The sequence below is a fragment of the Pseudomonas sp. PDM15 genome (assembly GCF_014851565.1).
In the GTDB taxonomy this organism is placed as follows: domain Bacteria; phylum Pseudomonadota; class Gammaproteobacteria; order Pseudomonadales; family Pseudomonadaceae; genus Aquipseudomonas.
On sequence record NZ_JACVAA010000001.1, the window covers coordinates 766,110 to 791,291 of the forward strand.

The 25,182-nt window shown below is 64.6% G+C and carries 29 protein-coding genes; 10 read left to right on the forward strand and 19 right to left on the reverse strand.

Translation table 11 applies throughout. From position 1 onward, the window contains the following. Positions 1 to 50: 50 nt before the first annotated feature. The gene (locus IB232_RS03710; RefSeq protein ID WP_225592087.1) at positions 51 to 869 is read left to right on the forward strand and encodes a phosphate/phosphite/phosphonate ABC transporter substrate-binding protein; all 819 of its coding nucleotides are present in this window, start codon (positions 51 to 53) and stop codon (positions 867 to 869) included. Here the strand turns inward: IB232_RS03710 and IB232_RS03715 are convergent. Further along, on the reverse strand, positions 820 to 1,581 hold the full coding sequence (locus IB232_RS03715; RefSeq protein WP_192397195.1) for a CPBP family intramembrane glutamic endopeptidase: 762 nt from the start codon (positions 1,579 to 1,581) through the stop codon (positions 820 to 822). The two genes, IB232_RS03710 and IB232_RS03715, sit on opposite strands and share 50 nt — an antisense overlap. 21 nt (positions 1,582 to 1,602) lie before the next feature. Continuing rightward, a complete protein-coding gene (locus tag IB232_RS03720; RefSeq protein ID WP_137972600.1) occupies positions 1,603 to 1,770 on the reverse strand; it encodes a DUF2897 family protein in 168 nt (55 codons plus the stop codon). A 247-nt stretch (positions 1,771 to 2,017) separates the two neighbouring features. Here IB232_RS03720 and IB232_RS03725 point away from each other — a divergent pair, with 247 nt between their 5' ends. Then, positions 2,018 to 2,215, forward strand: coding sequence for a hypothetical protein (locus IB232_RS03725; RefSeq protein ID WP_192397196.1), 198 nt, complete (start codon positions 2,018 to 2,020; stop codon positions 2,213 to 2,215). Between the two features lie 127 nt (positions 2,216 to 2,342). After that, a complete protein-coding gene (locus IB232_RS03730) occupies positions 2,343 to 3,206 on the forward strand; it encodes an alpha/beta fold hydrolase (protein ID WP_192397197.1) in 864 nt (287 codons plus the stop codon). Here IB232_RS03730 and IB232_RS03735 read toward each other — a convergent pair. The 5 genes from IB232_RS03735 to IB232_RS03755 all read right to left on the reverse strand — a co-directional run bounded on the left by IB232_RS03735 (position 3,178) and on the right by IB232_RS03755 (position 7,295). Then, a complete protein-coding gene (locus tag IB232_RS03735) occupies positions 3,178 to 3,552 on the reverse strand; it encodes an MAPEG family protein (RefSeq protein WP_192397198.1) in 375 nt (124 codons plus the stop codon). The genes IB232_RS03730 and IB232_RS03735 overlap by 29 nt on opposite strands. A 111-nt stretch (positions 3,553 to 3,663) precedes the next feature. Further along, complete coding sequence (locus IB232_RS03740; protein WP_192397199.1) at positions 3,664 to 4,455, reverse strand: ABC transporter ATP-binding protein; 792 nt, start codon at positions 4,453 to 4,455, stop codon at positions 3,664 to 3,666. A gap of 10 nt (positions 4,456 to 4,465) precedes the next feature. Further along, positions 4,466 to 5,323 (reverse strand): nitrate ABC transporter permease, encoded by an 858-nt coding sequence (gene ntrB / locus IB232_RS03745; protein ID WP_192397200.1) that lies wholly within the window; start codon positions 5,321 to 5,323, stop codon positions 4,466 to 4,468. A gap of 14 nt (positions 5,324 to 5,337) precedes the next feature. After that, complete coding sequence (locus tag IB232_RS03750) at positions 5,338 to 6,621, reverse strand: CmpA/NrtA family ABC transporter substrate-binding protein (protein ID WP_192397201.1); 1,284 nt, start codon at positions 6,619 to 6,621, stop codon at positions 5,338 to 5,340. 362 nt (positions 6,622 to 6,983) lie between these two features. Next, positions 6,984 to 7,295: a transcriptional regulator gene (locus IB232_RS03755; RefSeq protein ID WP_192397202.1), complete on the reverse strand. Its 312-nt coding sequence runs from the start codon at positions 7,293 to 7,295 to the stop codon at positions 6,984 to 6,986. Between the two features lie 134 nt (positions 7,296 to 7,429). Here IB232_RS03755 and IB232_RS03760 point away from each other — a divergent pair, with 134 nt between their 5' ends. Further along, the gene (locus tag IB232_RS03760) at positions 7,430 to 7,816 is read left to right on the forward strand and encodes a hypothetical protein (protein ID WP_192397203.1); all 387 of its coding nucleotides are present in this window, start codon (positions 7,430 to 7,432) and stop codon (positions 7,814 to 7,816) included. A gap of 68 nt (positions 7,817 to 7,884) precedes the next feature. Here the strand turns inward: IB232_RS03760 and alaC are convergent, their stop codons facing one another. The 7 genes from alaC to acnB form a co-directional block, all read right to left on the reverse strand. Then, positions 7,885 to 9,123 (reverse strand): alanine transaminase, encoded by a 1,239-nt coding sequence (gene alaC / locus IB232_RS03765; protein WP_192397204.1) that lies wholly within the window; start codon positions 9,121 to 9,123, stop codon positions 7,885 to 7,887. A 191-nt stretch (positions 9,124 to 9,314) separates the two neighbouring features. Continuing rightward, positions 9,315 to 10,661, reverse strand: coding sequence for a pyridoxal phosphate-dependent decarboxylase family protein (locus tag IB232_RS03770; protein ID WP_192397205.1), 1,347 nt, complete (start codon positions 10,659 to 10,661; stop codon positions 9,315 to 9,317). A gap of 152 nt (positions 10,662 to 10,813) precedes the next feature. Further along, positions 10,814 to 11,392, reverse strand: coding sequence for an ANTAR domain-containing response regulator (locus tag IB232_RS03775; RefSeq protein ID WP_137972610.1), 579 nt, complete (start codon positions 11,390 to 11,392; stop codon positions 10,814 to 10,816). A 20-nt stretch (positions 11,393 to 11,412) separates the two neighbouring features. Then, complete coding sequence (locus tag IB232_RS03780) at positions 11,413 to 12,627, reverse strand: CmpA/NrtA family ABC transporter substrate-binding protein (RefSeq protein ID WP_192397206.1); 1,215 nt, start codon at positions 12,625 to 12,627, stop codon at positions 11,413 to 11,415. 164 nt (positions 12,628 to 12,791) lie between these two features. Next, complete coding sequence (locus IB232_RS03785; RefSeq protein WP_192397207.1) at positions 12,792 to 13,001, reverse strand: YgdI/YgdR family lipoprotein; 210 nt, start codon at positions 12,999 to 13,001, stop codon at positions 12,792 to 12,794. A gap of 102 nt (positions 13,002 to 13,103) precedes the next feature. After that, positions 13,104 to 13,313: a YgdI/YgdR family lipoprotein gene (locus IB232_RS03790; RefSeq protein ID WP_137972613.1), complete on the reverse strand. Its 210-nt coding sequence runs from the start codon at positions 13,311 to 13,313 to the stop codon at positions 13,104 to 13,106. A gap of 120 nt (positions 13,314 to 13,433) precedes the next feature. Then, on the reverse strand, positions 13,434 to 16,043 hold the full coding sequence (gene acnB / locus IB232_RS03795) for a bifunctional aconitate hydratase 2/2-methylisocitrate dehydratase (protein ID WP_192397208.1): 2,610 nt from the start codon (positions 16,041 to 16,043) through the stop codon (positions 13,434 to 13,436). A gap of 450 nt (positions 16,044 to 16,493) precedes the next feature. On the opposite strand from acnB, the gene IB232_RS03800 reads away from it, so the two are divergent. After that, entirely contained in the window at positions 16,494 to 16,970 is a 477-nt protein-coding gene (locus IB232_RS03800) for a DUF1289 domain-containing protein (RefSeq protein WP_192397209.1), read from the forward strand. Between the two features lie 58 nt (positions 16,971 to 17,028). Here IB232_RS03800 and IB232_RS03805 read toward each other — a convergent pair whose 3' ends face one another. Continuing rightward, the gene (locus IB232_RS03805) at positions 17,029 to 17,892 is read right to left on the reverse strand and encodes a universal stress protein (RefSeq protein WP_192397210.1); all 864 of its coding nucleotides are present in this window, start codon (positions 17,890 to 17,892) and stop codon (positions 17,029 to 17,031) included. Positions 17,893 to 18,065: 173 nt separating this feature from the next. Between IB232_RS03805 and IB232_RS03810 the strand changes: the two genes are divergently transcribed. After that, complete coding sequence (locus IB232_RS03810) at positions 18,066 to 18,671, forward strand: tRNA-(ms[2]io[6]A)-hydroxylase (protein WP_192397211.1); 606 nt, start codon at positions 18,066 to 18,068, stop codon at positions 18,669 to 18,671. 61 nt (positions 18,672 to 18,732) lie between these two features. Here the strand turns inward: IB232_RS03810 and IB232_RS03815 are convergent, their stop codons facing one another. The 3 genes from IB232_RS03815 to pyrC all read right to left on the reverse strand — a co-directional run bounded on the left by IB232_RS03815 (position 18,733) and on the right by pyrC (position 20,831). After that, positions 18,733 to 18,951 carry a bacterioferritin-associated ferredoxin gene (locus tag IB232_RS03815; RefSeq protein WP_137972618.1) on the reverse strand — a complete coding sequence of 73 codons (219 nt, stop codon included), beginning with the start codon at positions 18,949 to 18,951 and terminating at the stop codon, positions 18,733 to 18,735. A gap of 162 nt (positions 18,952 to 19,113) precedes the next feature. Then, the gene (rnt, locus tag IB232_RS03820) at positions 19,114 to 19,788 is read right to left on the reverse strand and encodes a ribonuclease T (protein ID WP_192397212.1); all 675 of its coding nucleotides are present in this window, start codon (positions 19,786 to 19,788) and stop codon (positions 19,114 to 19,116) included. Continuing rightward, positions 19,785 to 20,831, reverse strand: a complete 1,047-nt coding sequence (gene pyrC / locus IB232_RS03825; protein ID WP_192397213.1) for a dihydroorotase — start codon at positions 20,829 to 20,831, stop codon at positions 19,785 to 19,787. Before pyrC ends, rnt begins: the two co-directional genes overlap by 4 nt. Before the next feature lie 124 nt (positions 20,832 to 20,955). Between pyrC and IB232_RS03830 the strand changes: the two genes are divergently transcribed. The 4 genes from IB232_RS03830 (at position 20,956) to IB232_RS03845 (ending at position 24,885) form a co-directional block, all read left to right on the forward strand. Beyond that, positions 20,956 to 21,921 (forward strand): flagellar protein MotY, encoded by a 966-nt coding sequence (locus IB232_RS03830; protein ID WP_412547703.1) that lies wholly within the window; start codon positions 20,956 to 20,958, stop codon positions 21,919 to 21,921. Between the two features lie 119 nt (positions 21,922 to 22,040). Next, positions 22,041 to 23,258, forward strand: coding sequence for an argininosuccinate synthase (locus tag IB232_RS03835; RefSeq protein ID WP_192397214.1), 1,218 nt, complete (start codon positions 22,041 to 22,043; stop codon positions 23,256 to 23,258). 91 nt (positions 23,259 to 23,349) lie between these two features. Then, positions 23,350 to 23,742 carry a lactoylglutathione lyase gene (gene gloA, locus IB232_RS03840; RefSeq protein ID WP_192397215.1) on the forward strand — a complete coding sequence of 131 codons (393 nt, stop codon included), beginning with the start codon at positions 23,350 to 23,352 and terminating at the stop codon, positions 23,740 to 23,742. A gap of 69 nt (positions 23,743 to 23,811) precedes the next feature. Beyond that, a complete protein-coding gene (locus tag IB232_RS03845; RefSeq protein WP_192397216.1) occupies positions 23,812 to 24,885 on the forward strand; it encodes a GGDEF domain-containing protein in 1,074 nt (357 codons plus the stop codon). Between the two features lie 40 nt (positions 24,886 to 24,925). Here the strand turns inward: IB232_RS03845 and IB232_RS03850 are convergent, their stop codons facing one another. Further along, a complete protein-coding gene (locus IB232_RS03850) occupies positions 24,926 to 25,102 on the reverse strand; it encodes a PA3496 family putative envelope integrity protein (protein ID WP_192397217.1) in 177 nt (58 codons plus the stop codon). Between the last annotated feature and the right edge of the window lie 80 nt (positions 25,103 to 25,182).

Below are 25,182 nucleotides of genomic sequence, written 5' to 3' on the forward strand. Positions count from 1 at the left end.
TGGTGGCCCTGGGCTAGTCTTCGCTCAGCTCGGTTGTCTATGAGGTCAATATGTATCGGCGTCGACAGGGATTGCCTGGCGCTTTGCTGGTATTGGCAGCGCTGTTCAGCACAGGCGTCGGTGCGGCGGACGAGGTACTGATCGCCGCAGTACATTTTCCACCCTACGTGATCAAACCCGAGTCGAATCCGCATAACGGTCTGCTCGGTGAGTTGGTCGACGCCCTCAACAAGGTGCAGAGCGAGCATCGCTACGCCTTGCGTGCCACCTCGCTCAATCGCCGCTTCGACGACTTCCGTCAGGCGCGTGTCCATGTCGCCATCTTCGAGAATCCCGACTGGAACTGGCAGGGCATCTCCGGCATCCGCATCGACCTGGGTCTGGAAGACGCCGAGGTGCTGGTGGCGCGCGCCGAGCCGGGTCGCGACCAGCGCTACTTCGACAAGCTGATGGGCAAGCGCATGGCCCTGTTCAACGGCTATCACTACGGCTTCGCCGGCTTCAACAACGACCCCCAGTGGCTGGAGCAGAATTTCAACGCGGTGCTCACCTATTCCCACGAGAGCAACCTCAAGCTGGTACTGCGCGGGCGTGCCGACGTGGCGCCGATCACTCGTTCCTGGCTCGGTGCACGCATGCGCGAGCAGCCGCAGCTGCGACAGCAGTTGCTGATTTCGGACTGGGAAGACCAGCGCTATCGCCATTACGCGATCCTCAGCCCGCAGGCACCGATCGGCGCCGAGGACTTCCGCGCAAGCATGCAGTTGCTGCGCGACAACGGCCAGCTGCAGCGCATCTTCGCGCCCTACGGAATAGACGTCAGGCCGAACGTAGCGGGTAGCTCAGCAACAGCACATGCGACAGATTGATCGCGGCATGCAACGCCACGGCCGGCCATAGCCGGCCGCTGTAGTGGAAGACCAGGCCGTAGCCGAGACCTGCCAGCAGTGCCACCAGGGCGAACAGCGCACTGAACGGCAGATGCGCTGCGCCAAACAGCAGGGCGGTGCCGATCAGCCCACCGAAGGTGCCCAGACGTGCCACCAGCGCCTGCTGCAGCAAGGCGCGGAACAGTAGCTCCTCGGCCAGCACCGCTACTCCCAGATTGACCACCAGCCACAGCCAGAGCTGCTGCGGCCATTTCGGCTGCCAGCCGACCAGCCCTAGCGCCAGTGCAGCCAGCGGAACCGCGAGCAGGGTGATCAGCCCGGCCAACACCGCTAACCTGGGGTTCACAGCCGGTCGCTGCGGCCGGCCCAGCCACCAGGCCAGCAATGTTAAACCCAGCAGCAGCTTGTCCCAGGACAGGCGCAGGGCATAGGGCGGGGCATCGTCGCTGAGTTGGCGCGGCGGCCACAGTGGTGTCGGCTGAAAGCCCGGCAGCAGGTGCGCGGCCAGAGCGATGCCGCCGAGCAACACGCCGCTCCACCACAGCCAGCGTGGCAGCTGCTGTTCGCCGAACAACGTCCAAACGATGAATACAGCGCTCAGCGCCAGGCCCAGCGGCTCGATAAAGCCCAAGGCCAGGCCCATGCCGAGTGCGAGCATGGGCAAGAGCAAACGCAGGTGCAGCGGCGGCATGCAACGTCCTTGTCGGCAGGATCAGCGGTCCTGGGCGTCCTTGGCATCCATTTCCGCGTTGCGTTCGTGAATGCGCTTGAGCTGTTCCTCGGTCAGCGGCAGCTTGCGCGCGCTGTCGCGCAACAGCAGCAGGCTGCCAAGAATGGAGCCGAGGGCCAGGATGATGATCAGCCAGGCGTACCAGGGCATGAGCTTCTCCTCGAGGGTGGAGGCACCACCATAGCGCCGGCTGTCACACGGCGGCAACCTGGCGCGGCTTGAATGTGGCTCGCATACCGCTGCGCTTGCGGCCCGAAAAGGTGCGTGGCAGAGCCGCCGCTGCGCCTTGGCGGTTCAGCTCGATCGGTTATGGCGATAGACGAATTCGAACTTTGGCGCGCGAGAGCGACGGGCCTAAGCTCGCCTGGCCTGACTCATTCATGAAGAGGTAACCAACATGGAAATCATCGTGACCGAGGCCGCCGCCAATCGCGGCTGGATCGTCAAGCTGGGGGCGTGCGATGTGCCTTTCCGTTCCCGGGCGGATGCCGGGCTGTTCGTCGAACGCCTGCAGGAGCGCCTGCACGCGCCGCATGATCTGCCGCTCGCGCAGAGTCATACGCCTGTCACACAAGAGGCGCAGCATCACTCCTAACTTAGGTGCTGCTTCTGACTACCTCTCCCCGCCGCGATCTCGCGGCTTCTTTTTGCCTGCGATTTGCCTTATGGAGTTTCTAGAGCAGTTGCTCTAGATTCGCCGCAACACACGCAGGAGAAACACCATGGTCGATGCCGTGCAGTTCGCCGATGGTAAGTTCCATTGCCCGGTCACCCTCTACTCCGCCGATCCCGCGGCCGCGCACACCCTGGTGGTGCTGCCGGCGCTGGGCGTTACCGCGCGCAAGTACGAAGGCCTGGCTCAGCGCCTGGTGGCGGCCGGATACAACGTGCTGGTGGCCGACTGGCCGGGGCAGGGCGAGAGCCAGCCGCGGCCCAATCGGCGTTTCGACTACGGCTACCGGCAACTGGTGGAGGAGTTCCTGCCCAAGCTGATCGTCCTGGCCCAGCGCCATTTCCCCCAGGCCGCGCCGGTGTTGCTCGGGCATAGCCTGGGCGGACACATCGCCACGCTCTACGCTGCGGCCCATCCGGACAGCCCGGTACCGGTGGTGGGCGTGGCCTGCGGCAATATCCACTACCGCCACTGGAGCGGCCTGGGCAAGCTGCTCACGCCCAGCGTGGCGCTGCTGTTCGGCCTGATCGTCAATGTGCTCGGCTATCTACCGGGGCGGCGCCTGGGTTTCGGTGGCCATGAGGCGCGTTCGTTGATGCAGGACTGGGGTTGGGTGGCCTTCAGCGGCCACTACCGCCATCTGGGCCTGCCGCTGGCGCCGGCGCCGCGTAGCCGGGTGGCCTCGCTGTATATCCAGATGGAGGGCGACCAGTTCGCTCCGCCGGCCTCCACCCTGGGCCTGGCCGAGCTGATCCAGGCGCAGCCGCATATCGAGCAGCTGGCATCGCCGCGCCCGCCACAAGAAAATCCGCACAGCGCCTGGCTGAAGGCACCGCAGAGCGTGGTCGACTGCGTCGACGGCTGGCTGCGGCGCTTGCAAGGCGTCAGTGCGGGATCAGCAGAAGCAGGGTGACCGCCAGCAACACCAGCATGGTCAGCGCGTGGCTGGCCTGGCGCAGCAGCAGGATGCGGGCGAACAGGCCGGTGCAGTAGAGCAGGCGCAGCATGATGAAGGCGAAGCCGAGGGCGGCGGTCAACGGCCCACCGATCTGGCCGGTCGCCTCGCTGAGATACAGCAGGACGATGAACAGCACCGACTGCTCCAGGCTGTTGCCGTGGGCGCGCACGGCCTTGATCAGGTCGGGCTTGCCGCCATCGCCGAAGGCCACCTGATGGCGCATACGCAGGCGCGAGATGTTGAGTGACAGGCCGATCAGCAGCAGTGCCAGGATGGCGGCGATGTACACGCTGTAGAGCATGGTGATTCCCCTTGTTGTCGTTGTTCCCCAGCCTAGGCCCTGCCGCGTTCCCGGAGAAGGGGTAGAAACGACAAAGCCCGGCGCGGGGCCGGGCTCGCCGGGTTGCCGGGCTCAGGCGGCGGGACGTTGCTGGCGCTGGTAGAGGAATTCCAGCACTGCCGTGCGGTACTCGTGGTAGCGGCTGTCATTGGCCAGGGCCAGGCGGTCGCGCGGGCGCTCCAGCTCGACCTGGACGATATCGCCGATGGTTGCCGCCGGGCCGTTGGTCATCATCACGATGCGGTCCGACAGCAGCACCGCCTCGTCCACGTCGTGGGTCACCATCACCACGGTGCTGTGGGTCTCGCCGACGATGCGCAGCAGCTCGTCCTGCAGGTGGGCGCGGGTCAGCGCGTCCAACGCGCCGAACGGCTCGTCCATCAGCAGCACCTTGGGCTCCATGGCCAGCGCGCGGGCGATGCCGACGCGCTGTTTCATGCCACCGGAGATCTCGTTGGGGTGCTTGTGCGTGGCATGGTCGAGGCCGACCATGTGCAGCGCGGCGGCCGTGCGTTCCTTGAGCTGGGCCTTGGTCTCCTTGGTGCCGAACACCCGCTCCACCGCCAGGTGGACGTTGCCGAAGCAGGTCATCCAGGGCAGCAGACTGTGGTTCTGGAACACCACGGCGCGTTCCGGGCCGGGGCCGTCGATCTCGCGACCGTTGCAGATCAAACCGCCCTCGCTGGCCTCCAGCAGGCCGGCGATCAGGTTGAGCACGGTGGATTTGCCGCAGCCGGAGTGGCCGATCAGCGAGACGAACTCGCCCTTGGCGATGCTCAGGTTGACGTCGGCCAGGGCCTGGAAGCGGCCTTTCTTGGTATCGAAGTGTTTGCTGACGCCGGTCAGCTCGACGAACTTGTCCATGGCGGTCTCCTTAGCTCGCGTAGTCGAAGCGCTTGGCCAGCAGGAGCAGGGCCTGCTCCAGGGCCAGGCCGACCAGGCCGACGATGATGATGGCGATGAGGATGTGTTCGACGTTGAGGTTGTTCCACTCGTCCCACACCCAGAAGCCCAGACCGGTGCCGCCGGTGAGCATCTCCGCGGCGACTATCACCAGCCAGGCCACGCCGATGGCCAGGCGGATGCCGGTCATCAGATGCGGCAGCACGGCGGGGAAGAGGATGCGCGTGAGTACCTTGAACTCCGAGAGCTTGAGCACGCGGGCCACGTTCAAATAGTCCTGCGGCACGCTGGCCACACCGGCGGCGGTGTTGAGGATGATCGGCCAGATCGAGCTGATGAAGATCACCCAAATCGAGGCCGGACCGGCGGCCTCGAATACCAGCAGGCCGATCGGCAGCCAGGCCAGCGGCGATACCGGGCGCAGCAGGCTGATGATCGGCGAGAGCATGTTGGCCAGGAAGGCGAAGCGGCCGATGGCAAAGCCCAGCGGAATGCCGATCAGCGCCGCCAGGCCGAAGCCCAGGCCGACCCGACCGAGTGAGTGCAGGATGTTCCAGCCGATGCCCATGTCGTTGGGGCCGTTGTCGTAGAACGGATCGGCGAACAATTCGACGGCCGAGTGCCAGGTCGATAGCGGCCCCGGCAGGCCTTCGCTGCGCGCCGCGATCAGCGCCCAGACGCCAATGAACAGGGCGATGCCGAGCAGCGGCGGGATGCTCGCCTTGAGCAGGTTGTTGAGGATCTCCACGCCCGGCGATGCCGGGCGCGGAGCCACGCTGGGCGCGGCGGTGCTCGCCACCGGGAGTGGCGTTTTCAATGGGGCGTTCATGCTCACCTCCGAACTCAGGCTTTGATCGCGAAGGACGCGGCGTAGGCGGCCGGGTTGCTGCCGTCCCAGACCTTGCCGTCGATCAGCGTGCTACTGCGCAGCGGGCTGCTCGGCACGGCGATGCCCAAGGCCCCGGCGGCCTCGGCGTAGAGCTTGGTCTGGTTGACCTGGGCGGCCAGGCCGGCGTAGTCCGGGTCATCCTTGATCAGGCCCCAGCGTTTGAACTGGGTGAGGAACCACATGGCGTCGGAGTGATACGGGAAGTTCACGCTGCCGTTCTTGCAGAAGGCCATGGCGTGCTGGTCTTCCCAGCTGTTGCCGAGGCCGTCCTCGTAGTGGCCGAGGAAGCGCTGCTCGATGACTTCGGCCGGCGCGTTGACGTAGGCCTTGCCGGAAATCAGCTTGGCGGTGGCCTTCTTGTTCTCGGCGCTGGCTTCGATGAAGCGGCTGGCGTCGAGGATGGCCATCACCAGGGCGCGGGCAGTGTTGGGGTTCTGCTCGACGAACTCGCGGGAGCAGCCCAGCACCTTCTCCGGATGGTCGGCCCAGATCTGCTGGGTGGTGGTGGCGGTGAAGCCGATCTTGTCGAAGATCGCCCGCGCGCCCCAGGGCTCGCCGACGCAGAAGCCGTCCATGTTGCCGACGCGCATGTTGGCGACCATCTGCGGTGGCGGCACGGTAATGGTCTTGACGTCGGTGAAGGGATTGATGCCGTGGCTGGCCAGCCAGTAGTACAGCCACATGGCGTGGGTGCCGGTGGGGAAAGTCTGGGCGAAGGTCAGCGGGTTGCCGCCCTTCTTGATATGCGCGGCCAGTTGCGCGCCGGTGGTGACGCCGGCTTCCTTGAGCTGCTTGGAGAGGGTGATGGCCTGGCCGTTCTGGTTCAGGCCCATGAGCACCGCCATGTCCTTCTGCGGGCCGGCGACGCCGAGCTGGGAGCTGTACATCATGCCGTAAAGCACGTGGGAGGCATCCAGCTCGCCGGTGTTGAGCTTGTCGCGCACGCCGGCCCAGGAGGCTTCCTTGCTCGGGGTGATGGTTAGGCCGTACTTGGCGGCGAAGCCCTGGGTGGCGGCGACCACCACCGAAGCGCAGTCGGTCAGCGGGATAAAGCCGATCTTCAGCGCGGCCTTTTCTGGTGCATCGGAGCCGGCGGCATAGGCCGCACTGCGCAGGAAGCCGGGCGCGGACAGGCCGAGGGCGGCGATACCGCCGACGGTGCCGGCGACGGCGATGGACTGCTTGAGGAAGTTGCGGCGGCTGGTATCGACCGGCTTGTTCGAATCACGATCACTCATGGGGTAATTCCTTGCATGGGCAAATAAAAACGGCGGCCGCCAGAGCTCCCGATGGGGGAGGGAACCCTGACGGACGCCGTTGTCCGTGATCCGCGGCTCACCGCCGTTGGTGTGCTGCGCTGGAATCTACGGGGACTTTTGCAAGGGGCTTGCCAGGTTTTCCCGAATTCGCTCACGCGAGCATCACGGAAAGCGAATCAGGGGTTTTGAGCAAGGAGAGAGTGTTTTCGAATCAGTAACTTAGCCGAAGCAGAGAAACATGATGGAGAGCGCCGGCCAATGATCGCGTAGGGGTGGAACTGCACCGTGCGGGGGCCGTACCCGCACGATCATGAGCGCTTTTGGTTCGGTGAGGCGTTGTTTCAGACGCGCTGACGCTGAGCCTCCTCGACGTATTCCTTGAGCCAGCGCAGCACCTCCACCGCCTCCCAGCGGCCGGGATCGAACAGGGCATAAGCCTGGCCCTGGTAGCCCACCACATCCACCTGGCGGTGATACCCGGCGCGCTGCAGCAGGGCCTCGATCTCGGCGAAGCAGGTGTTGAAGTGCACGCGCTTGAACGGGGTCTTGCTGCCGGTGACCAGGCCCTCCAGGCGCAGCTCGTCCACAGTGGTGCGGATGCTCTCCAGAGACATCTGGTTCACTTTGTTCTTCAGCTGCAGTACATCCAGCATGGTCGATCTCCTTGGGTTGCGAGGCCGCAAAAGAGTAAACGAAAAATACTGTACAAATAAACACTACTGGATAATAGTACAGCTCAAGTGCCGTATGGATCACCGAAACCGGAGCCGTGACAGGAGCTGCCTATATGCACCACAAGCTGATGACAATTCTGCTGTTGGCCTTGCTGGCGGGTTGCGCCCAGCCGCAGCTGGAACAACCCAGGGCCAATGGCGCCTATCTGGTTATCGAGGGCGGCGAGGCCTGGGCCGTGCTGGTGCGAGATGGTAAGCGCGTAGAGGAAGTAGGGCGGGTGCTCGATGTGGTGCGCCTGCCTGGTCAGAACTCGCTGATCGCCGCCAGCTACGTGATCGACACGCCCAATTGCGGGCGCCTGCAATGGCTGACCGAGCGTGGCGGCGAAGGTGAAGTGACCCGCCTGGCGCAGAGCAGTGATGAGGCATTGGAGCGACCGGGCTGCATGATCGCCAGCGGTCTGGGCCGTACCTGGACCGCGCTGGATTACTCCGGTTGATGGAAAGCGGCTGATACGAAAAGGCCCCGGCGGACTTCTCCGCCGGGGCCTTTTGCATGGCGCCTGGCTCAGTCGACCTGGGCCTTGCGCGGCTTGCTTGCGGGCGGCTGCAGCAGGCCATCGGCACGGAACATCGCCTTGATGCCGCGAATGGCCTGGCGGGTGCGGTCCTGGTTTTCGATCAGGGCGAAGCGCACGTGGTCGTCGCCGTAGTCACCGAAGCCCAGGCCCGGCGAGACGCAAACCTTGGCCTCCAGCAGCAGCTTCTTGGCGAACTCCAGCGAACCCATGTGGGCGTATGGCTCGGGGATTTTGGCCCAGATGTACATGGAGGCCTTGGGCTTCTCCACCATCCAGCCCGCCTCGTGCAGGCCCTTGACCAGCATGTTGCGGCGCTGGCGGTACTGCTCGGCGATGTCGCGCACGCACTGCTGGTCGCCTTCCAGGGCGGCGATGGCGGCCACCTGCAACGGAGTGAAGGTGCCGTAGTCGTGGTAGCTCTTGATCCGCGCCAGGGCGCTCACGAGTTCTTTATTGCCGACCATGAAGCCGATGCGCCAGCCGGCCATGTTGTAGCTCTTGGACAGGGTGAAGAACTCCACGGCGATGTCTTTGGCGCCTTCCACCTGCATGATCGACGGGGCCTTCCAGCCGTCGTAGACGATGTCGGCATAGGCCAGGTCGTGGATCACCAGCACGTCGTACTGCTTGGCCAGGGCCACCACCCGCTCGAAGAAGTCCAGCTCCACGCACTGGGCGGTGGGGTTGGAGGGGAAGCCGAGGATCATCATCTTCGGCTTGGGAATGGCCTCGCGAATGGCCCGCTCCAGCTCGGCGAAGAAGTCCACACCCGGCACCAGCGGTACCGAACGCACCTGGGCGCCGGCGATCACCGCGCCGTAGATGTGGATCGGGTAGCTGGGGTTGGGCACCAGCACGGTGTCGCCATGGTCCAGGGTGGCCAGCATCAGGTGCGCCAGGCCCTCCTTGGAGCCGATGGTGACGATGGCTTCGCTTTCCGGGTCGATCTCCACCTCGTAGCGATCCTTGTACCAGCGCGAGATGGCGCGGCGCAGGCGCGGGATGCCGCGGGACGTGGAGTAGCCGTGGGTGTCTTCGCGCTGGGCGACCTGCACCAGCTTCTCGACGATATGCGGCGGAGTGGCGCCGTCCGGATTGCCCATGCTGAAGTCGATGATGTCCTCGCCACGGCGGCGGGCGGCCATCTTCAGTTCGGCGGTGATATTGAAAACGTAGGGGGGGAGACGATCGATGCGCGCAAAGCGGCGCTTGGCATTGTCAGCCATGCTTTCCTCGGAGTACGTAAGCGCCCGGAACCGTCCGAGCGACGCAGGCCACATGCGTGTGGCCTGGGGCGAAGATAAGGGGCCTGGCCCACCGCTGTCCAGAGCAGTTCGCGGGCAAATCAGCAGTGCAGTCCCTGCCTCCTGATGCCACGCCTAACGGATGGGCAGCGCTTTCGCGCCGGGCGAGCGGCTCAGAGCTGGCGTTTCAGACGCAACAGCAGTTCCGCCAGAGCGTGGACATGCCGATCCTCGGTGCGCCAGGAGCTGAGGCTCAGGCGGAAGGCCGGGCGCCCCTGCCAGACGGTGGGGCCGAACCAGACCTCGCCAGAGTTCTGCGCTGCCTCGCGAATGGCGGCCGTCTGCTCATCCGAGTCGCCGCGTACCAGCACCTGGTTGAGCACCACCCGATTGAGTACCTGGTAGCCGCCCGCGCGCAGGGTTTCGGCCAGCTCGCCGGCCTGGCGGATATGGCGGTCGATCAGCTCGCGCAGGCCATCGCGGCCGAGGCTGGCCAGCGCCGCCCAGATCGCCACGCCGCGGGCACGACGGGAGAATTCCAGGGTCAGGTTCTTCTGCGCATCACGGCTTGCGGTGGCATAGGCGGCGTCGCTGTTCATCGACGCGGCCAGCGCATCGGCGTCGCGGCAGATGGCCATGGCGCTGTCGTAGGGGGTGTTCAGCCACTTGTGGCCATCGGTGGTCCAGCTATCGGCCAGTTCCACGCCCTCGGCCAGCTCGGCCTTCGAGGAGGCCCGGGCCCACAGGCCGAAGGCGCCGTCGACATGCACCCAGGCGCCGGCTTCGCGGGCCTTGGGGATTAGCTCGGCGAAGCGGTCGAATTCGCCGGTGTTGACCTCGCCGGCCTGCAGGATCAGCAGGGTGCGCTCGTCCAGCGCCGGCAGGCGTGCCGGGTCGATGCGGCCGTGTTCGTCTACCGGCGCATAGTGCAGGCGGTTCATGCCGAAGCCGAGCACGCGCAGGGCCTTCTTCACCGTGATGTGGGCGGTTTCGGAGAGCACCACGCGGATTTCCGGGGCGCCCATCAGGCCATCGGCGTCGAAGTCCCAGCCTTGTCGAGCCAGCAACGTGCGGCGGGCGGCGGAGAGGCAGGCGAGGGTACAGGCGGTGGCGCTGGTGCCGAAGCCCACGGCGCTTTCGCTCGGCAGGCCCAAGGCCTGGCACACCCAGCGGCCGGCGACTTTCTCCAGGCGATCGGCAACGGGTGAGTTGTCGAAGGATGAGGCGCACTGATCCCACGCCAGCACCATGCGCTCGGCGGCCGCGGCGGCCGGCAGGGTGGCGCCGATGACAAAGCCGAAGTAGCGCGGGCCGTTGCTGGTAACCGTGGCCGGTGAGCCTAGCTCATCGAGCTGCTGTAGCACCCGTTGGGCGTCCTGTCCGGACTCGGGCCAGGGTTGATCGAAGGTGCTTAGCGCAGCGATGGCCTGGTCGTCGGGGTACACCCGGCGCTGGGCGCTGCCGTCGAGATAGGCGAGGGCGCGGCGGTCGGCCTCGGCCAGCAGCTGGCGTTCGTTCATGGTTGTGTACTCGGCAGGGGAAGATGGTTCTTACCCTAGCTGAGTGACACAGCGGGCCGGCAGATACAGGCTCCGGCCGAGTTGAGCATTACAGTGCTGCGATGCTGCTTGAGTGAACCGATACAGTTGCATTTGCGGGCAGTACAGTCGCCTCAATTCCCCAACATGTCGTGCATGGCGATGATCTGCTCGGCCACCTGGATCAGCTTCTGTTGGCGGCTCATGGCCTGGCGGCGCATCAGGGTGTAGGCGTCTTCCTCGTTGCAGCTCTTCATTTTCATCAGCAGGCCCTTGGCCAGTTCGATGCGCTTGCGCTCGGCCAGTTGCTCGTCGCGGGCCTGCAGCTGGGCACGCAGGGCCTGGTCGCTTTCGAAACGGGCCATGGCCACGTCGAGGATCGGCTGCAGGCGGTCGGCCTGGATGCCTTCGACTATGTAGGCGCTGACGCCGGACTGGATGGCCTGGCGCATCACCTGCGGGTCGTGCTCGTCGGTGAACATGACGATCGGGCGGGGCTGGTCACGGGTCACCAGCACCACCTGTTCCATCACGTCGCGGCCCGGGGATTCGGTGTCGATCAGCACGACATCGGGGCGTACCGCCTCGACCCGCTCGGGCAGGTCGATGGTCAGCCCGGATTCGTCGATCACCTCGAAACCGGCCTCGATCAGCGCACTCTTCAGGCGGCCGACCTTCTTCGGGGTATCGTTGATCAGGAGTATGCGTAGCATCGTGCTTATGTCTCGGTCCGTTACAGGGCGATGGCGGCAGCGCTGTCGGCGCGCGCATGGATGGCGAACGAGCGGGCATAGCCGGCCGGGTCGCTGCCATCCCAGACGCTGCCGTCGAGCAGGGTGGAGCGACGCATCGGTTGTTCCGGCACCGCGATGCCCAGAGCTTCGGCGGCGCTGCGGTAGATGTCCAGCTGGTGAATCTGCCTTGCCAGGGCGAGGTAGTCCGGGTCGTCCTTGAGCAGGCCCCAGCGGCGGAACTGGGTGAGGAACCAGATGCCGTCGGACAGCCAGGGCATGTTCACCGCGCCGTCGGCGAAGAAACGCAGTGGATGGGCGTCCAGCCAGGCGTGGCCGAGGCCATCCTCGTATTGGCCGAGGAAGCGCGGCTGGATGGCCGACAGCGGCGCGTCGACGTATTCGCTGCTGCTGATCAGCTGTGCGGTGCTGCGCTTGTTCTCTTCGCTCTCGTCGATGAAGCGGCTGGCCTCCAGTACGGCCATGGTCAGGGCGCGTGCGGTGTTGGGGTATTGCTCGACGAACTCGCGGGTCACACCGAGCACCTTCTCCGGGTGGTCGGCCCAGATGTTCTGGCTGGTGGCCAGGGTGAAGCCCTGGTCTTCCTCTACCGCCAGCGCGCCCCAGGGGCCGCCGGCGCAGAAGCCGTCGATACGCGCGGCGCGCAGGTGGGCGACCATCTGCGAAGGCGGTACCACCACGGTGTTGACGTCCTCCAGCGGATGGATGCCCTGGGCGGCCAGCCAGTAGTAGAGCCACATGGCGTGGGTGCCGGTGGGGAAGGTCTGGGCGAAGGTCAGCTTCGCACCACCTTGGCGCACGCGCATGGCCAGTGCCTCGCCGCTGGTCACGTCGGCCTGTTTGAGCGGTTGCGACAGGTTGAGCGCTTGGCCGTTCTGGCACAGTCCCATGAGGATGGCCATCTCGGTAGCGGTGCTGCCGAGGCCCAGGTGGATGCCGTAGACCTGGCCATACAGGGCCTGGGCGGCGTCCAGCTCGCCGCTCAGCAGGCGATCACGCAGGCCGGCCCAGGAGGCTTGGCGCTGCAGGTTGAGGGTCAGGCCGTAGGGCTGGGCGAAGCCCTGGGTGGCCGCGACGATCAGCGAGGCCGAGTCGGTCAGAGCCATGAAGCCCAGGTTCAGTGCGCTCTTCTCCGGGGCATCGCTGCCGGCGACCCAGGCCAGGGCATCGCTGCGGGTATTGCTGGTATCGGTCATGTCTTTGTTCCGTCGTTGAACAAAAAGGCGCCGCACCTGGCCAGCACTGGGTGGGCCGGGAGCGACGCCATTGTCTATGAGTCACTCCGCCGTTGGAGGGACTCTGCTGCATATGGCTAAGCAAGCCATATGCCAGCACGACGGGCGCAGCGGAAAGGGCGCCTTCAGCGCTCCATCATCTGCTTGATCTGGTTCTGCGGGATGTGTTGCTCGCGACCTTCGCTGTCTTCGAACTCGTACATGCCGGTGTCGTCATCCAGCTCGGGTTTGCCATCGCTGGTGAGGATCTGGCCGTCGGTGGTGACCAGCAGGTATTCGCTGGCGCAGCCGGTCAGCGCGGCAAGGCAGAAGAAGGCGAGAAGCCAATGTTTCATGAGGTACTCCTAAATGAGGGCAGTACCGTCACGCTATTCCCGTTGCGCTGTCTCTGGCAAGTGCGCAAAAGGTCGCGGCCCGCCGAAGCGGGCCGGGCCTGGTCAGCGTTCGATGATCTGTTTCACCGAGCTCTGCGGGATCTGCTGCTCGTTGCCTTCGGCGTCCTCGTAGGTGATCAGGCCGGTTTCATCGTCGATCTCCGGCTTGTCCTCGGAACTGAGCATCTGGCCGTCGGTGGTGGCGATGATGTAGTCGGTGGCGCAGCCGGTCAGGCCGAACACGCAGAGCAGGGCAAGAATCCAGGGTTTCATGGTGAACTCCTTATGAAAGGGTGCCCCCGAGGGGCTTCAGAAGTTCCGACCACGGCATCCCCGGTTTCGCTCCATAAAAAAAGCCCCGCACTGGGCGGGGCTTTCTCATTGCGCTAACGCTTAGATCTGTACGGCCGGGATCTTGGCGTTGGCTGCGGCTTCGCGGAACTCGGCGATCTGGTCGAAGCTCAGGTAGCGGTAAACGTCGGCAGCCATGCTGTCGATGTTCTTCGCGTACTCCATGTACTCCTCGACGGTCGGCAGCTTGCCGGTGATCGAGGCGACTGCTGCCAGTTCGGCAGAGGCCAGGTACACGTTGGTCGCGTCGCCCAGGCGGTTCGGGAAGTTACGGGTCGAAGTGGAGACCACGGTCGAACCGGTCTGTACGCGTGCCTGGTTACCCATGCACAGCGAGCAGCCCGGCATTTCCATGCGCGCGCCAGCCTTGCCGTAGATGCCGTAGTAGCCTTCTTCGGTCAACTGGTGGGCGTCCATCTTGGTCGGCGGAGCCAGCCACAGACGGGTCGGAATGCCGCCCTTGACCTTGTCCAGCAGCTTACCGGCAGCGCGGAAGTGACCGATGTTGGTCATGCACGAACCGATGAACACTTCGTCGATCTTCTCACCGGCGACAGTGGACAGCAGACGGGCGTCGTCCGGGTCGTTCGGCGCGCAGAGCACCGGCTCTTTGACGTCGGCCAGGTCGATCTCGATGATCTCGGCGTACTCGGCGTCCTTGTCGGCTTCCAGCAGTTGCGGGTTGGCCAGCCAGGCTTCCATGGCCTGGGCGCGACGCTCCAGGGTACGGGCATCGCCGTAACCTTCGCCGATCATCCAGCGCAGCATGGTGATGTTGGAGCGCAGGTACTCGGCAATGGCCTTTTCCGGCAGCTTGATGGTGCAACCGGCGGCGGAGCGTTCGGCCGAGGCGTCGGACAGCTCGAAGGCCTGTTCAACGGTCAGTTCGTCCAGGCCTTCGATCTCGAGGATGCGGCCGGAGAAGGCGTTGATCTTGCCCTTCTTCTCGACGGTCAGCAGGCCCTGCTTGATGGCGTAGTAGGGGATGGCATGGACCAGGTCACGCAGGGTGATGCCCGGTTGCAGCTTGCCCTTGAAGCGCACCAGTACGGATTCCGGCATGTCCAGCGGCATGACGCCGGTGGCAGCGGCGAAGGCCACCAGGCCGGAACCGGCCGGGAAGGAGATGCCCATCGGGAAGCGGGTGTGCGAGTCACCACCGGTACCTACGGTATCCGGCAGCAGCATGCGGTTCAGCCAGCTGTGGATGATGCCGTCGCCCGGACGCAGGGACACACCGCCGCGGGTCATGATGAAGTCCGGCAGGGTGTGGTGGGTGTTGACGTCGATCGGCTTCGGATAGGCCGCGGTGTGGCAGAAGGACTGCATCACCAGGTCGGCGGAGAAGCCCAGGCAAGCCAGGTCCTTCAGCTCGTCGCGGGTCATCGGACCGGTGGTGTCCTGGGAGCCGACGGTGGTCATCTTCGGCTCGCAGTAGGTGCCCGGGCGTACGCCTTGGCCTTCCTGCAGGCCGCAGGCGCGACCGACCATCTTCTGGGCCAGGGTGAAGCCCTTGCCGCTGTCAGCCGGAGCGACCGGCTTCTTGAACAGGGTGGACGGAGCCAGGCCCAGCTCGGCGCGGGCTTTCTCGGTCAGGCCACGGCCGACGATCAGCGGGATACGGCCGCCGGCGCGGACTTCGTCCAGCAGCACGTCGGTTTTCAGCTGGAAACTGGTGACCAGTTCGTCGCTACCGTTACGGCGCACTTCGCCCTTGTACGGGTAAACGTCGATGACGTCGCCCATGGCCAGGTTGGTGCAGTCGAATTCGATCGGCAGGGCGCCGGCGTCTTCCATGGTGTTGTAGAAGATCGGGGCGATCTTGGTGCCGAAGCAGAAACCACCGGCGCGCTTGTTCGGCACGTTCGGGATGTCGTCGCCGAAGAACCACAGCACCGAGTTGGTGGCGGACTTACGGGAGGAACCGGTACCGACCACGTCACCGACGTAGGCAACCGGGAAGCCTTTGGCTTTCAGAGCTTCCATCTGCTTGATCGGGCCGACGCTGCCGGGGGCGTCCGGGTTGATGCCGTCGCGGGCCATTTTCAGCATGGCCAGGGCGTGCAGCGGGATGTCCGGGCGGGACCAGGCGTCCGGAGCCGGCGACAGGTCGTCGGTGTTGGTTTCGCCGGTGACCTTGAACACGGTCAGGGTGACTTTTTCCGGAACGGCAGGGCGGTTGACGAACCACTCGCCGTCGGCCCAGGACTGCATGACAGCCTTGGCGTTGGCGTTGCCTTTCTTGGCGCGCTCAGCGACGTCGTGGAAGGCGTCGAACATCAGCAGGGTGTGCTTGAGTTGCTCGGCGGCGACTTCGGCCAGCTCGGCGTTGTCCAGCAGCTCGACCATGGTGGCGATGTTGTAGCCGCCCTGCATGGTGCCCAGCAGCTCAACGGCGCGTTGCTTGCTGATCAGCGGGGAGCTGGCTTCGCCCTTGGCCACGGCGGAGAGGAAACCGGCCTTGACGTAGGCGGCTTCGTCCACTCCTGGCGGAACACGGTTGGTGATCAGATCAACGAGGAAGGCTTCTTCGCCAGCCGGGGGATTCTTCAGCAGCTCGACCAGGCCTGCGGTTTGCTCGGCGTTCAGCGGCTGGGGAACGATCCCTTGGGCGGCACGCTCTTCTACGTGTTTGCGATAGGCTTCAAGCACAGTTATTACCCTCATCAGTAGTCGCGGCGGCCCGCAACGCTCATCCTAAAGCCATCGCACGCCGCGCCGCTGAACTTTGTGAGTGCACTGGCCGGTGTGTCGATAGCCTCATACTAGAAGCTGCTTTCAAAGTTTTACGCCGCAGGAGCGGGAGTGATGAGGGCTGGCGCGGGTTCGATGAACCCGGCGCCAACGACGTTCCTGGCGGATCAACTGTGCTCGTGACGCTTTGAAAACAGCTTCTGACGGACATCGGCGCCTAAAAAGGCGGTCCGATTCTACTGGAACGGGACGCCAAAGTTAAGCGCAAACCCCGATCCAATCGGCCTCTTAGGCTACTGCCCGTCGTTTGTCTGGCAAGTCGACAAAGGTCTGGTCGGTCATGATGACCCTGCCAGGGTGAGCCGCTATCATGGGCGGCCTGTTTCACAGCGCCCCCGCCTGCCTCATATGTCCAATCAACGCATCAAGACGCCCTGCGTCGGCCTCTGCTCCACCGTCTACGGCGACCTGGTGTGCCGCGGCTGCAAGCGCTTTCACCACGAGGTGGTGAACTGGAACGCTTACAACGACGACGAGAAGCGTGCGGTGTGGAAGCGCCTGGAGGTGCTGCTGGTGCAGGTGATGCAAGGCAAGGTGGAGGTGTTCGACCCCGAGCGCCTGCGCGCGCAGCTAGAGCAGCACCAGGTGCGCTTCGTGCCCGAGCAGTCTGAGTACTGCTGGGCCTACCAGCTGATCGCCCGCGCCTCGCGCCTGATCAGCCGCCTGGATGCATACGGCCTAGCTCTGCTGCCGGAGTTCCGCGACTGGGAGCTGCCGGCGCTGCGCGAGGCCATCGATCGCGAGTTCTTCCTGCTCTCCGAGGCGCACTATGAGCGCTACATCGCGCCGCGCTTCCTGCGCGAGGGCGTGGAAAGCCGCGTCTGAGGTATGTCGACCCATGAAAAAAGCCGCCCTCGGGCGGCTTTTTCGTTGGCGCGCCGGATCAGCGCTGGGCGACCAGCTCTTCCAGGTGGGCGATGATGTCGTCCGGCTTGAGCACCAGTACGTCGCTCTCCAGGGCATCCAGCACCACTTCCGCGGTGTTGCCGATTAACGCGCCGGAGAGCCCGGTGCGGGCCACTGTGCCGATCACGGTGACCACCGCGCCGAGCTTCTGCGCGGTGTAGGGGATCAGCACGTCGGCCGGGCCTTCCTCCACATGCAGGCGATCGTTGCTGACGTCGTACTCGGCCTGGAAGGCCTTGCACTGTTCACGGTAGCGCGCCTCGATGGTTTCCTTGAGCTGGAAGGTCGGGTCGGCCGCCGAGAGCATCGGCGAGGGGTGGGCGCTGATCACGTGCAGGCTGCCATTGGCCAGGTGGGCGATGTCATAGCCGTTGCTGACGATGCCGGAGTGCAGGGTGCGGTGCTCGGAGTCGCCGTTGCCGACGTCGACCGCGGCGAGAATGATGCCGCCGGTCCAGGGCGTGCTGGTCTTGACCATCAGCACCGGACTTGGGCAGTAGCGCAGCAGCTTCCAGTCCTCGGGGGTGAGCAGGGCCTTCTTCAGTGGGTTGTCCGGCACGTGTTGCTTGATCACCAGGCCACAGCCCTCTGCCTGCTGTACGGCGACGATGGTCTGGTAGAGGCCGTCGTGCCACGCCTGCTGGATGGTGGCGCTGTAGCCTTCCTGTTGCAGGCTGGCCTGGTGCTCGGTGAGGTAGGCGCTGTGCTCGCCTTTCTTGTCGCAGACCAGCAGATGCAGGTGCGACTGGGTCACGCCGGCGATCAGCTTGGCGCGCTTGAGTGCCAGGCCATCGGATTGCTGCGGGTCCATCACCACCAGAATGCTGCGTATGGCTTGCATGAGCGTCTCCCTGTGCTTGAAGTGCTTTGATGCAGCCCACTATAGAGGCGGCCGCTGACGGCGGTCTTGACCTGCATCACTGCCTGGCTGGCTCCGCGCGCCTTCATCCGTATAATGGCCCGCCCTTGCTGCCGGTGCCAACTGGCCGTTGCCGTTACTCTGGATCGTTCGCCGTGAATCTGCCTGAAATCCATCAGTTCCTTGCTTGTCCCACTCCCGCAGCCTGGGTGCAGGCGGCCCTGGACGATCAGGAAACGCTGCTGATCGACCACAAGAACAACGAGTACAAGGCGGCCTCCACGGCCATGGCGCTGATGGCCAAGTACGGCCAGGAACTGGACCTGATCAACTTCATGTCGCGCCTGGCCCGCGAGGAGCTGGTGCACCACGAGCAGGTGCTGCGCATCATGAAGAAGCGGCGCATCGAACTGCGTCCCGTGTCGGCGTCGCGCTATGCCTCCGGCCTGCGCAAGCTGGTGCGCAACCATGAGCCGCAGAAGCTGGTCGATACGCTGGTCGTGGGGGCCTTTATCGAGGCGCGCAGCTGCGAGCGCTTCGAGGCACTGGTGCCGCATCTGGACGAGGAGCTGGGCAAGTTCTACGGCGGCCTGCTGAAGTCCGAAGCGCGGCACTTCCAGGGCTATCTCAAGCTGGCCTACCAGTACGGCGAGGAGTCCGACGTGGCGCGGGTGATCGAGCGGGTGCGCGAGACCGAGCGCGAGCTGATCGAGTCGCCGGACCAGGAGCTCCGCTTCCACAGCGGCGTGCCACAGGCCTGATCGCCCTCTTGCGGGCATAAAAAAGCCGGACTCGAGGTCCGGCTTTTTCGTATTCGCAGGATCAGGCGGCGACGAAGCTGGCCTGGCAGGCGAGGGCGGCCTGGCTGCTCTGGACTTCGTTCAGGGTGTCGCGCACCACTTCCTTGGCCAGGCAGGCGCATTTGCCGCACTGGGTGCCCACGCCGAGGCTCTCGCGCACGTCACGATAGCTGCAGCAGCCTTCGTAGATGGCTTCGCGGATTTGACCGTCGGTAACACCCTGGCAGAGGCAAACGTACATGGGCAGGCTCGAAGTGGGTTGGTGGTGCTGTTAGCGAAGGATACTAATGTTAATGAGAATGCTTGTCAAAACTTGATGTCAGCTTTTCCCGCCTGACGGGCTTTCGCGTTGCCCAATAAAAAAACCCGGCCTGAGCCGGGTTCTTCATCTGCTGCGCGGGGTCTACTGATCGAAGTCGTCCCAGCCGCCCATTTCCTTCCAGCGATTGACGATGCCGCAGAACAGCTCGGCGGTCTTCTCGGTGTCGTAGCGCGCGGAGTGCGCTTCTTTACCGTCGAAGTCGATACCGGCGGCCTGGCAGGCCTTGGCCAGCACGGTCTGGCCATAGGCGAGGCCGGCCAGGGTGGCGGTGTCGAAGCTGGAGAAGGGGTGGAACGGGTTGCGCTTGAGGTCGCAGCGAGCCACGGCGGCGTTGAGGAAGCCGAGGTCGAAGCTGCTGTTGTGGCCAACCAGGATGGCGCGCTTGCAGCCATTGGCCTTGATTGACTTGCGCAGGCCCTTGAAGATTTCGGTCAGCGCATGTTCCTCGCTCACCGCCTGGCGCAGCGGATGGTCGAGCTTGATGCCGGTGAACTCCAGTGCCGCCGCCTCGATATTGGCGCCCTCGAAGGGCTCGATGCGGAAGAAATGGGTGTGGTCCGGGTAGAGGAAGCCGTCCTCGTCCATGGCGATGGTGGTCGCCGCGATCTCCAGTAGGGCGTCGGTGGCACTGTTGAAACCGCCGGTCTCGACGTCCACCACCACCGGCAGGTAGCCGCGGAAACGCGCAGCCATCGGGTGGCGCGGGCCGGACGGCAGGCTGCCGTCGAGTTCGTCGTCGAAGTTGTCTTCGCTCACGCTTGATTCTCCAGCAGGCGCCATTGCAGTTTCTCGCCAGCGCGCAGCGGAATCACCAGGCTTTCGCCCAGCGGCAGCTCGCTTGGGCCGGTCCATTCCTCGCGCACCAGGGTGATGCTATCGGTGTTGCGCGGCAGGCCGTAGAAGTCTGGGCCATGCAGGCTGGCGAAGCCTTCCAGCTTGTCCAGCGCGTTACGTTGCTCGAAGGCCTCGGCGTACAACTCGATGGCCGCGTGCGCGGTATAGCAGCCGGCGCAGCCGCAGGCGGCTTCCTTGGCGTGCTTGGCGTGCGGTGCTGAGTCGGTGCCGAGGAAGAACTTCGGGCTGCCGCTGGTAGCGGCATCCAGCAGGGCTTCCTGGTGGGTGTTGCGCTTGAGGATCGGCAGGCAATAGAAGTGCGGGCGAATGCCGCCAACCAGCATGTGGTTGCGGTTGTACAGCAGGTGGTGGGCGGTGATGGTGGCACCGACATTGGCCGGCGCGGCCTTGACGAAGGCTACGGCATCGCCGGTGGTGATGTGTTCGAACACCACTTTCAGTGTCGGGAAGCGCTCGACCACGCGGGTCAGGTGCTCGTCGATGAAGCGCTTCTCGCGGTCGAACACGTCGACTTCGGCGCGGGTCACCTCACCATGCACCAGCAGCGGCAGGCCGACTTCGGCCATGGCTTCCAGCACATGGAAGATGTTGTCGATGCTGGTCACGCCGGAGTCGGAGTTGGTGGTGGCGCCCGCCGGGTACAGCTTGGCGGCATGCACGAAGCCGCTGGCCTTGGCAGCGCGCACGTCTTCTGCGCTGGTCTTGTCGGTGAGGTACAGCACCATCAGCGGCTCGAAGCGGCTGCCAGCCGGGCGGGCGGCCAGGATGCGCTGGCGATAGGCATCGGCCTCGTCGGCGTTGCGTACCGGCGGTACCAGGTTGGGCATGATGATGGCGCGGGCGAAGGTCCGCGCGACATCGCGGACGGTATGCTGCAGGACGGCACCATCGCGCAGATGGATGTGCCAGTCGTCTGGGCGCAGCAGGGTAATGCGGTCGGACATGGGGATTCCCGGCAGGTAAAACGTGGGCGAATGCTACCAGTTTTGCCGGCCAGACGGCCTATCAAGTTTCCGCTGCCGTGGCCGATACGGGCTATGAAAGCCGTATCTCCCCACGGAGCCGATCTTGCGCCAGCCCAGCCTCTTCCTGCTTAGCCTGTTTGCCAGCCTGCCTTGGTGCATGCCGGCTGCGGCCATCACTTTCCAGACACGCATGGAGAAAGTGGAGTGGAAGGTCGAGGGCGATCAGTTCGAATGCCGCTTGAGCCAACCCATTGCCGATTTCGGCAGCGGTGAGTTCGTTCGCCGTGCCGGTGAGCAGGCCACTTTCCGTCTCAAGGCGCGCGAGCGTTGGCTGGGGGCGGGGTCGGCGACCCTGCTGGCCGCCGCGGCGCCCTGGCAACCGGGGCGTGGCGACATCAATCTCGGTGCGCTGACCATCGGCAGCGGTGAAGTGCCGTTCAACAGTAACCAGGAGCAGGCCGGGCGCCTGCTTACCGGGCTGATGGAGGGGCGTAGCCCGCTGGTGCGCCATCGCACCCTGCAGGGCGGCGAGAACCTTGAGGTGCGCTTGCTGCCGATCAAGTTCAACCAGGCCTACAACGATTACCTCAAGTGCACGGTCGGCCTGTTGCCGGTCAACTTCGACCAGATCCGCCAGACCCAGCTGGGCTTTCCCAGCGGCGGCACCACGCTGGAGCCGCTGGCCCAGGCCAAGATCGACATCATTCTCGACTTCATCAAGGCCGATCCGACCGTCAACCGCATCCAGCTCGACGGCCACTCCGACAACTCCGGCAACCGCCTGAATAATCGCGATACCTCGCGCCGTCGTGCCGTGGCGGTGGAGGAGTACCTCAAGTCGCGCGGCATACCGGCCGAGCAGATCATCGTGCGCTTCCATGGCGAGCGTTATCCGCTGGTGAAGAACAGCGGCGAAGCCAATCGGGCGAAGAATCGCAGGGTGACCATGACCCTGTCCCGCGAGCCGGTGCCGGAAACTCCAGCCGAGCCCGCACCGAGCGCACCACCGGCCGCCAGCGAGCCGGCGCCCGCCGCAGAGGCTCCGGCGGCACCTGCGACCAAATCCTGAAGTCGCAGCTACAAATAAAACTGTCGCTTTGTCGCTAGTGTCTGTCGCGCCCCTGTAAATCGTCCGGAACGGCCGGTAGAATCGCGGGTTTTCCGTACAACCCCGTGGAGTTGATTGGCATGGCGGACGTTAAGAAGGTAGTTCTGGCCTATTCCGGTGGCCTGGACACCTCGGTGATCCTCAAGTGGCTGCAAGACACCTATAACTGCGAAGTGGTGACCTTCACCGCCGACCTCGGCCAGGGCGAAGAGGTCGAGCCGGCCCGCGCCAAGGCCCAGGCCATGGGCGTCAAGGAAATCTACATCGACGACCTGCGCGAAGAATTCGTCCGCGACTTCGTCTACCCGATGTTCCGCGCCAACACCATCTACGAAGGCGAGTACCTGCTGGGTACTTCCATCGCCCGCCCGCTGATCGCCAAGCGCCTGATCGAGATCGCCAACGAGACCGGCGCCGACGCCATCTCCCACGGCGCCACCGGCAAGGGCAACGACCAGGTGCGCTTCGAGCTGGGCGCCTACGCGCTGAAGCCGGGCGTGAAGGTGATCGCCCCCTGGCGCGAGTGGGACCTGCTGTCCCGCGAGAAGCTGATGGACTATGCCGAGAAGCACGCTATCCCGATCGAGCGTCACGGCAAGAAGAAGTCGCCGTACTCCATGGATGCCAACCTGCTGCACATCTCCTACGAGGGCGGCGTGCTGGAAGACACCTGGACCGAGCACGAAGAAGACATGTGGAAGTGGACCAAGTCGCCGGAAGCGGCGCCGGACACCCCCACCTACATCGAGCTGACGTACCGCAAGGGCGACATCGTTGCCATCGACGGCAAGGAAATGACCCCGGCCACCGTGCTGGCCGAACTGAACCGCATCGGCGGTGAGAACGGCATCGGCCGCCTCGACATCGTCGAGAACCGTTATGTCGGCATGAAGTCCCGCGGCTGCTACGAGACTCCCGGCGGCACCATCATGCTGCGCGCCCACCGCGCCATCGAGTCGATCACCCTGGACCGCGAAGTGGCGCACCTGAAAGATGAGCTGATGCCCAAGTACGCCAGCCTTATCTACACCGGCTACTGGTGGAGTCCTGAGCGTCTGATGCTGCAGCAGATGATCGACGCCTCGCAGACCAACGTGAACGGTGTGGTGCGTCTGAAGCTGTACAAGGGCAACGTCATCGTGGTTGGCCGCAAGTCCGACGACTCGCTGTTCGACGCCAATATCGCGACCTTCGAGGAAGACGGCGGCGCCTACAACCAGGCAGACGCGGCGGGCTTCATCAAGCTCAACGCCCTGCGCATGCGCATCGCCGCCGGCAAGGGCCGCAAGCTGTTCTGATAAGCTGAAACCCTGCGCCAAACGAACCCCGGCCATGAGCCGGGGTTCTGTTTTTATAAGCCCGCACCAGGGCAACGATGAGGAAAACCTGATGAGACTGCTGCATACCATGCTGCGCGTCGGCGACATGGATCGCTCCATCGCCTTCTACACCGAAGTGCTGGGCATGACCCTGCTGCGCCGCAAGGACTACCCGGACGGCCAGTTCACCCTGGCGTTCGTCGGCTACGGCAACGAGGCCGAGAACAGCGTGATCGAGCTCACCTACAACTGGGGCGTGGACAGCTATGAGCTGGGCACCGGCTACGGCCATATCGCCCTGGAAGTGGAGGACGTCTACAAGGCCTGCGTGGACATCCGTGCCCGTGGCGGCAAGATCACCCGCGAGCCGGGCCCTATGAAGCACGGCACCAGCATCTTGGCATTCGTCGAAGATCCGGACGGCTACAAGATCGAGCTGCTGTCGCCCAAGCGCAACGATTGACAGCTGCTATGCTTTGTAAGTAAATGCTTACAAATGTAGTGGCCATTTGCCTGGCCATCGAGGTGTTCCATGACGGCTGATCCCCAGGCGCTGCGCCTGATCCGGGTTGTGCAGGAGCTGTCGATGGCGAGGGATGTGGACCGGGTGGCGGAGATTGTCCGTCGCGCGGCCCGCGAGCTGACCGGTGCCGACGGCGCCACCTTCGTTCTGCGCGATGGACAGCAGTGCTTCTATCGTGACGAGGACGCCATTTCGCCTCTGTGGAAGGGGCAGCGCTTCCCCATGAGCCTGTGCATCAGCGGCTGGGCCATGCTCAACCGCCAGGCCACGGTGATCCCGGATATCTACCTGGACCCGCGCATCCCCCACGAGGCCTACCGGCCAACCTTTGTCAAAAGCCTGGTCATGGTGCCGATCCGCACCTTGGACCCGATCGGCGCCATCGGCAACTACTGGGCCAGTCCGCATACCGCCACTGCCGAGCAGGTCGAGCTGTTGCAGGCACTGGCGGATTCCACCTCGATCGCCCTGGAGAACGTACAGGTTTACGCCGAGCTGGAGCGCAGGGTGAAGGAGCGCACCGGGCAACTGGTCGAGGTCAATCATCGTCTGCAGGCCGAGGTGCGCGAGCGCGAGCGGATCGCGGCGGAGGTGCGTCAGCTGTCGCTGACCGACGAGCTGACCGGGCTGCGCAACCGCCGCGGCTTCCTGCTGCTCGCCGAGCGTGAACTGGAGTCAGCGCGCCGCCGCGGCGGGCGCTGCCTGTTGCTGTATGCCGACCTGGATTACCTGAAACAGGCCAACGACCGCTTCGGTCATGCCGCTGGCGACGCCATGATCGTCGATGCAGCGCAGCTATTGCGTTCTCTGTTCCGCAGCACCGACGTGGTGGCCCGTCTGGGCGGGGACGAGTTCGTGGTACTGGCCAGCGATTACACCAGCAGCGAGGAAGTGCTGTTGCGTCTGCATCACGCGCTGGAGGCGTTCCGCCGCAATACCGGGCGGCCGCTGTCCCTGAGCGTGGGGCTCGCCGAGTCTTCCGTGCGCGGTAATAGTGACCTGGATGCCCTGTTGCAACAGGCGGACACGGCCATGTACGCCAGCAAGTGCGCGCGCCGCCGACCGCTGGCGGTCAATCAGTAACGAAAAAGCCCCGCACTGCGGGGCTTTTTTCGATCCGACCTCAGAAGTCGTAATCGTAGTCGTTCAACTGTCGCTGCAGGCGTCGCTCATCAAGCAGGTTGTCGATGATGCGGCGCTTGGTCAGATTGGTCTTGGCGACCTCTACCGTGCGCTCGGGGCTGTCTTCCACCTCTTCGGCGACGAAGTCATCTTCGAGTTCTTCTTTGCCAGTGCTCATGTATCACTCCAGCTTTCGGAATGCTGATGGCGCACCTTATAGCGATAAAGCCAGAGCCGGTAAAAAAGATTTTTTCAATC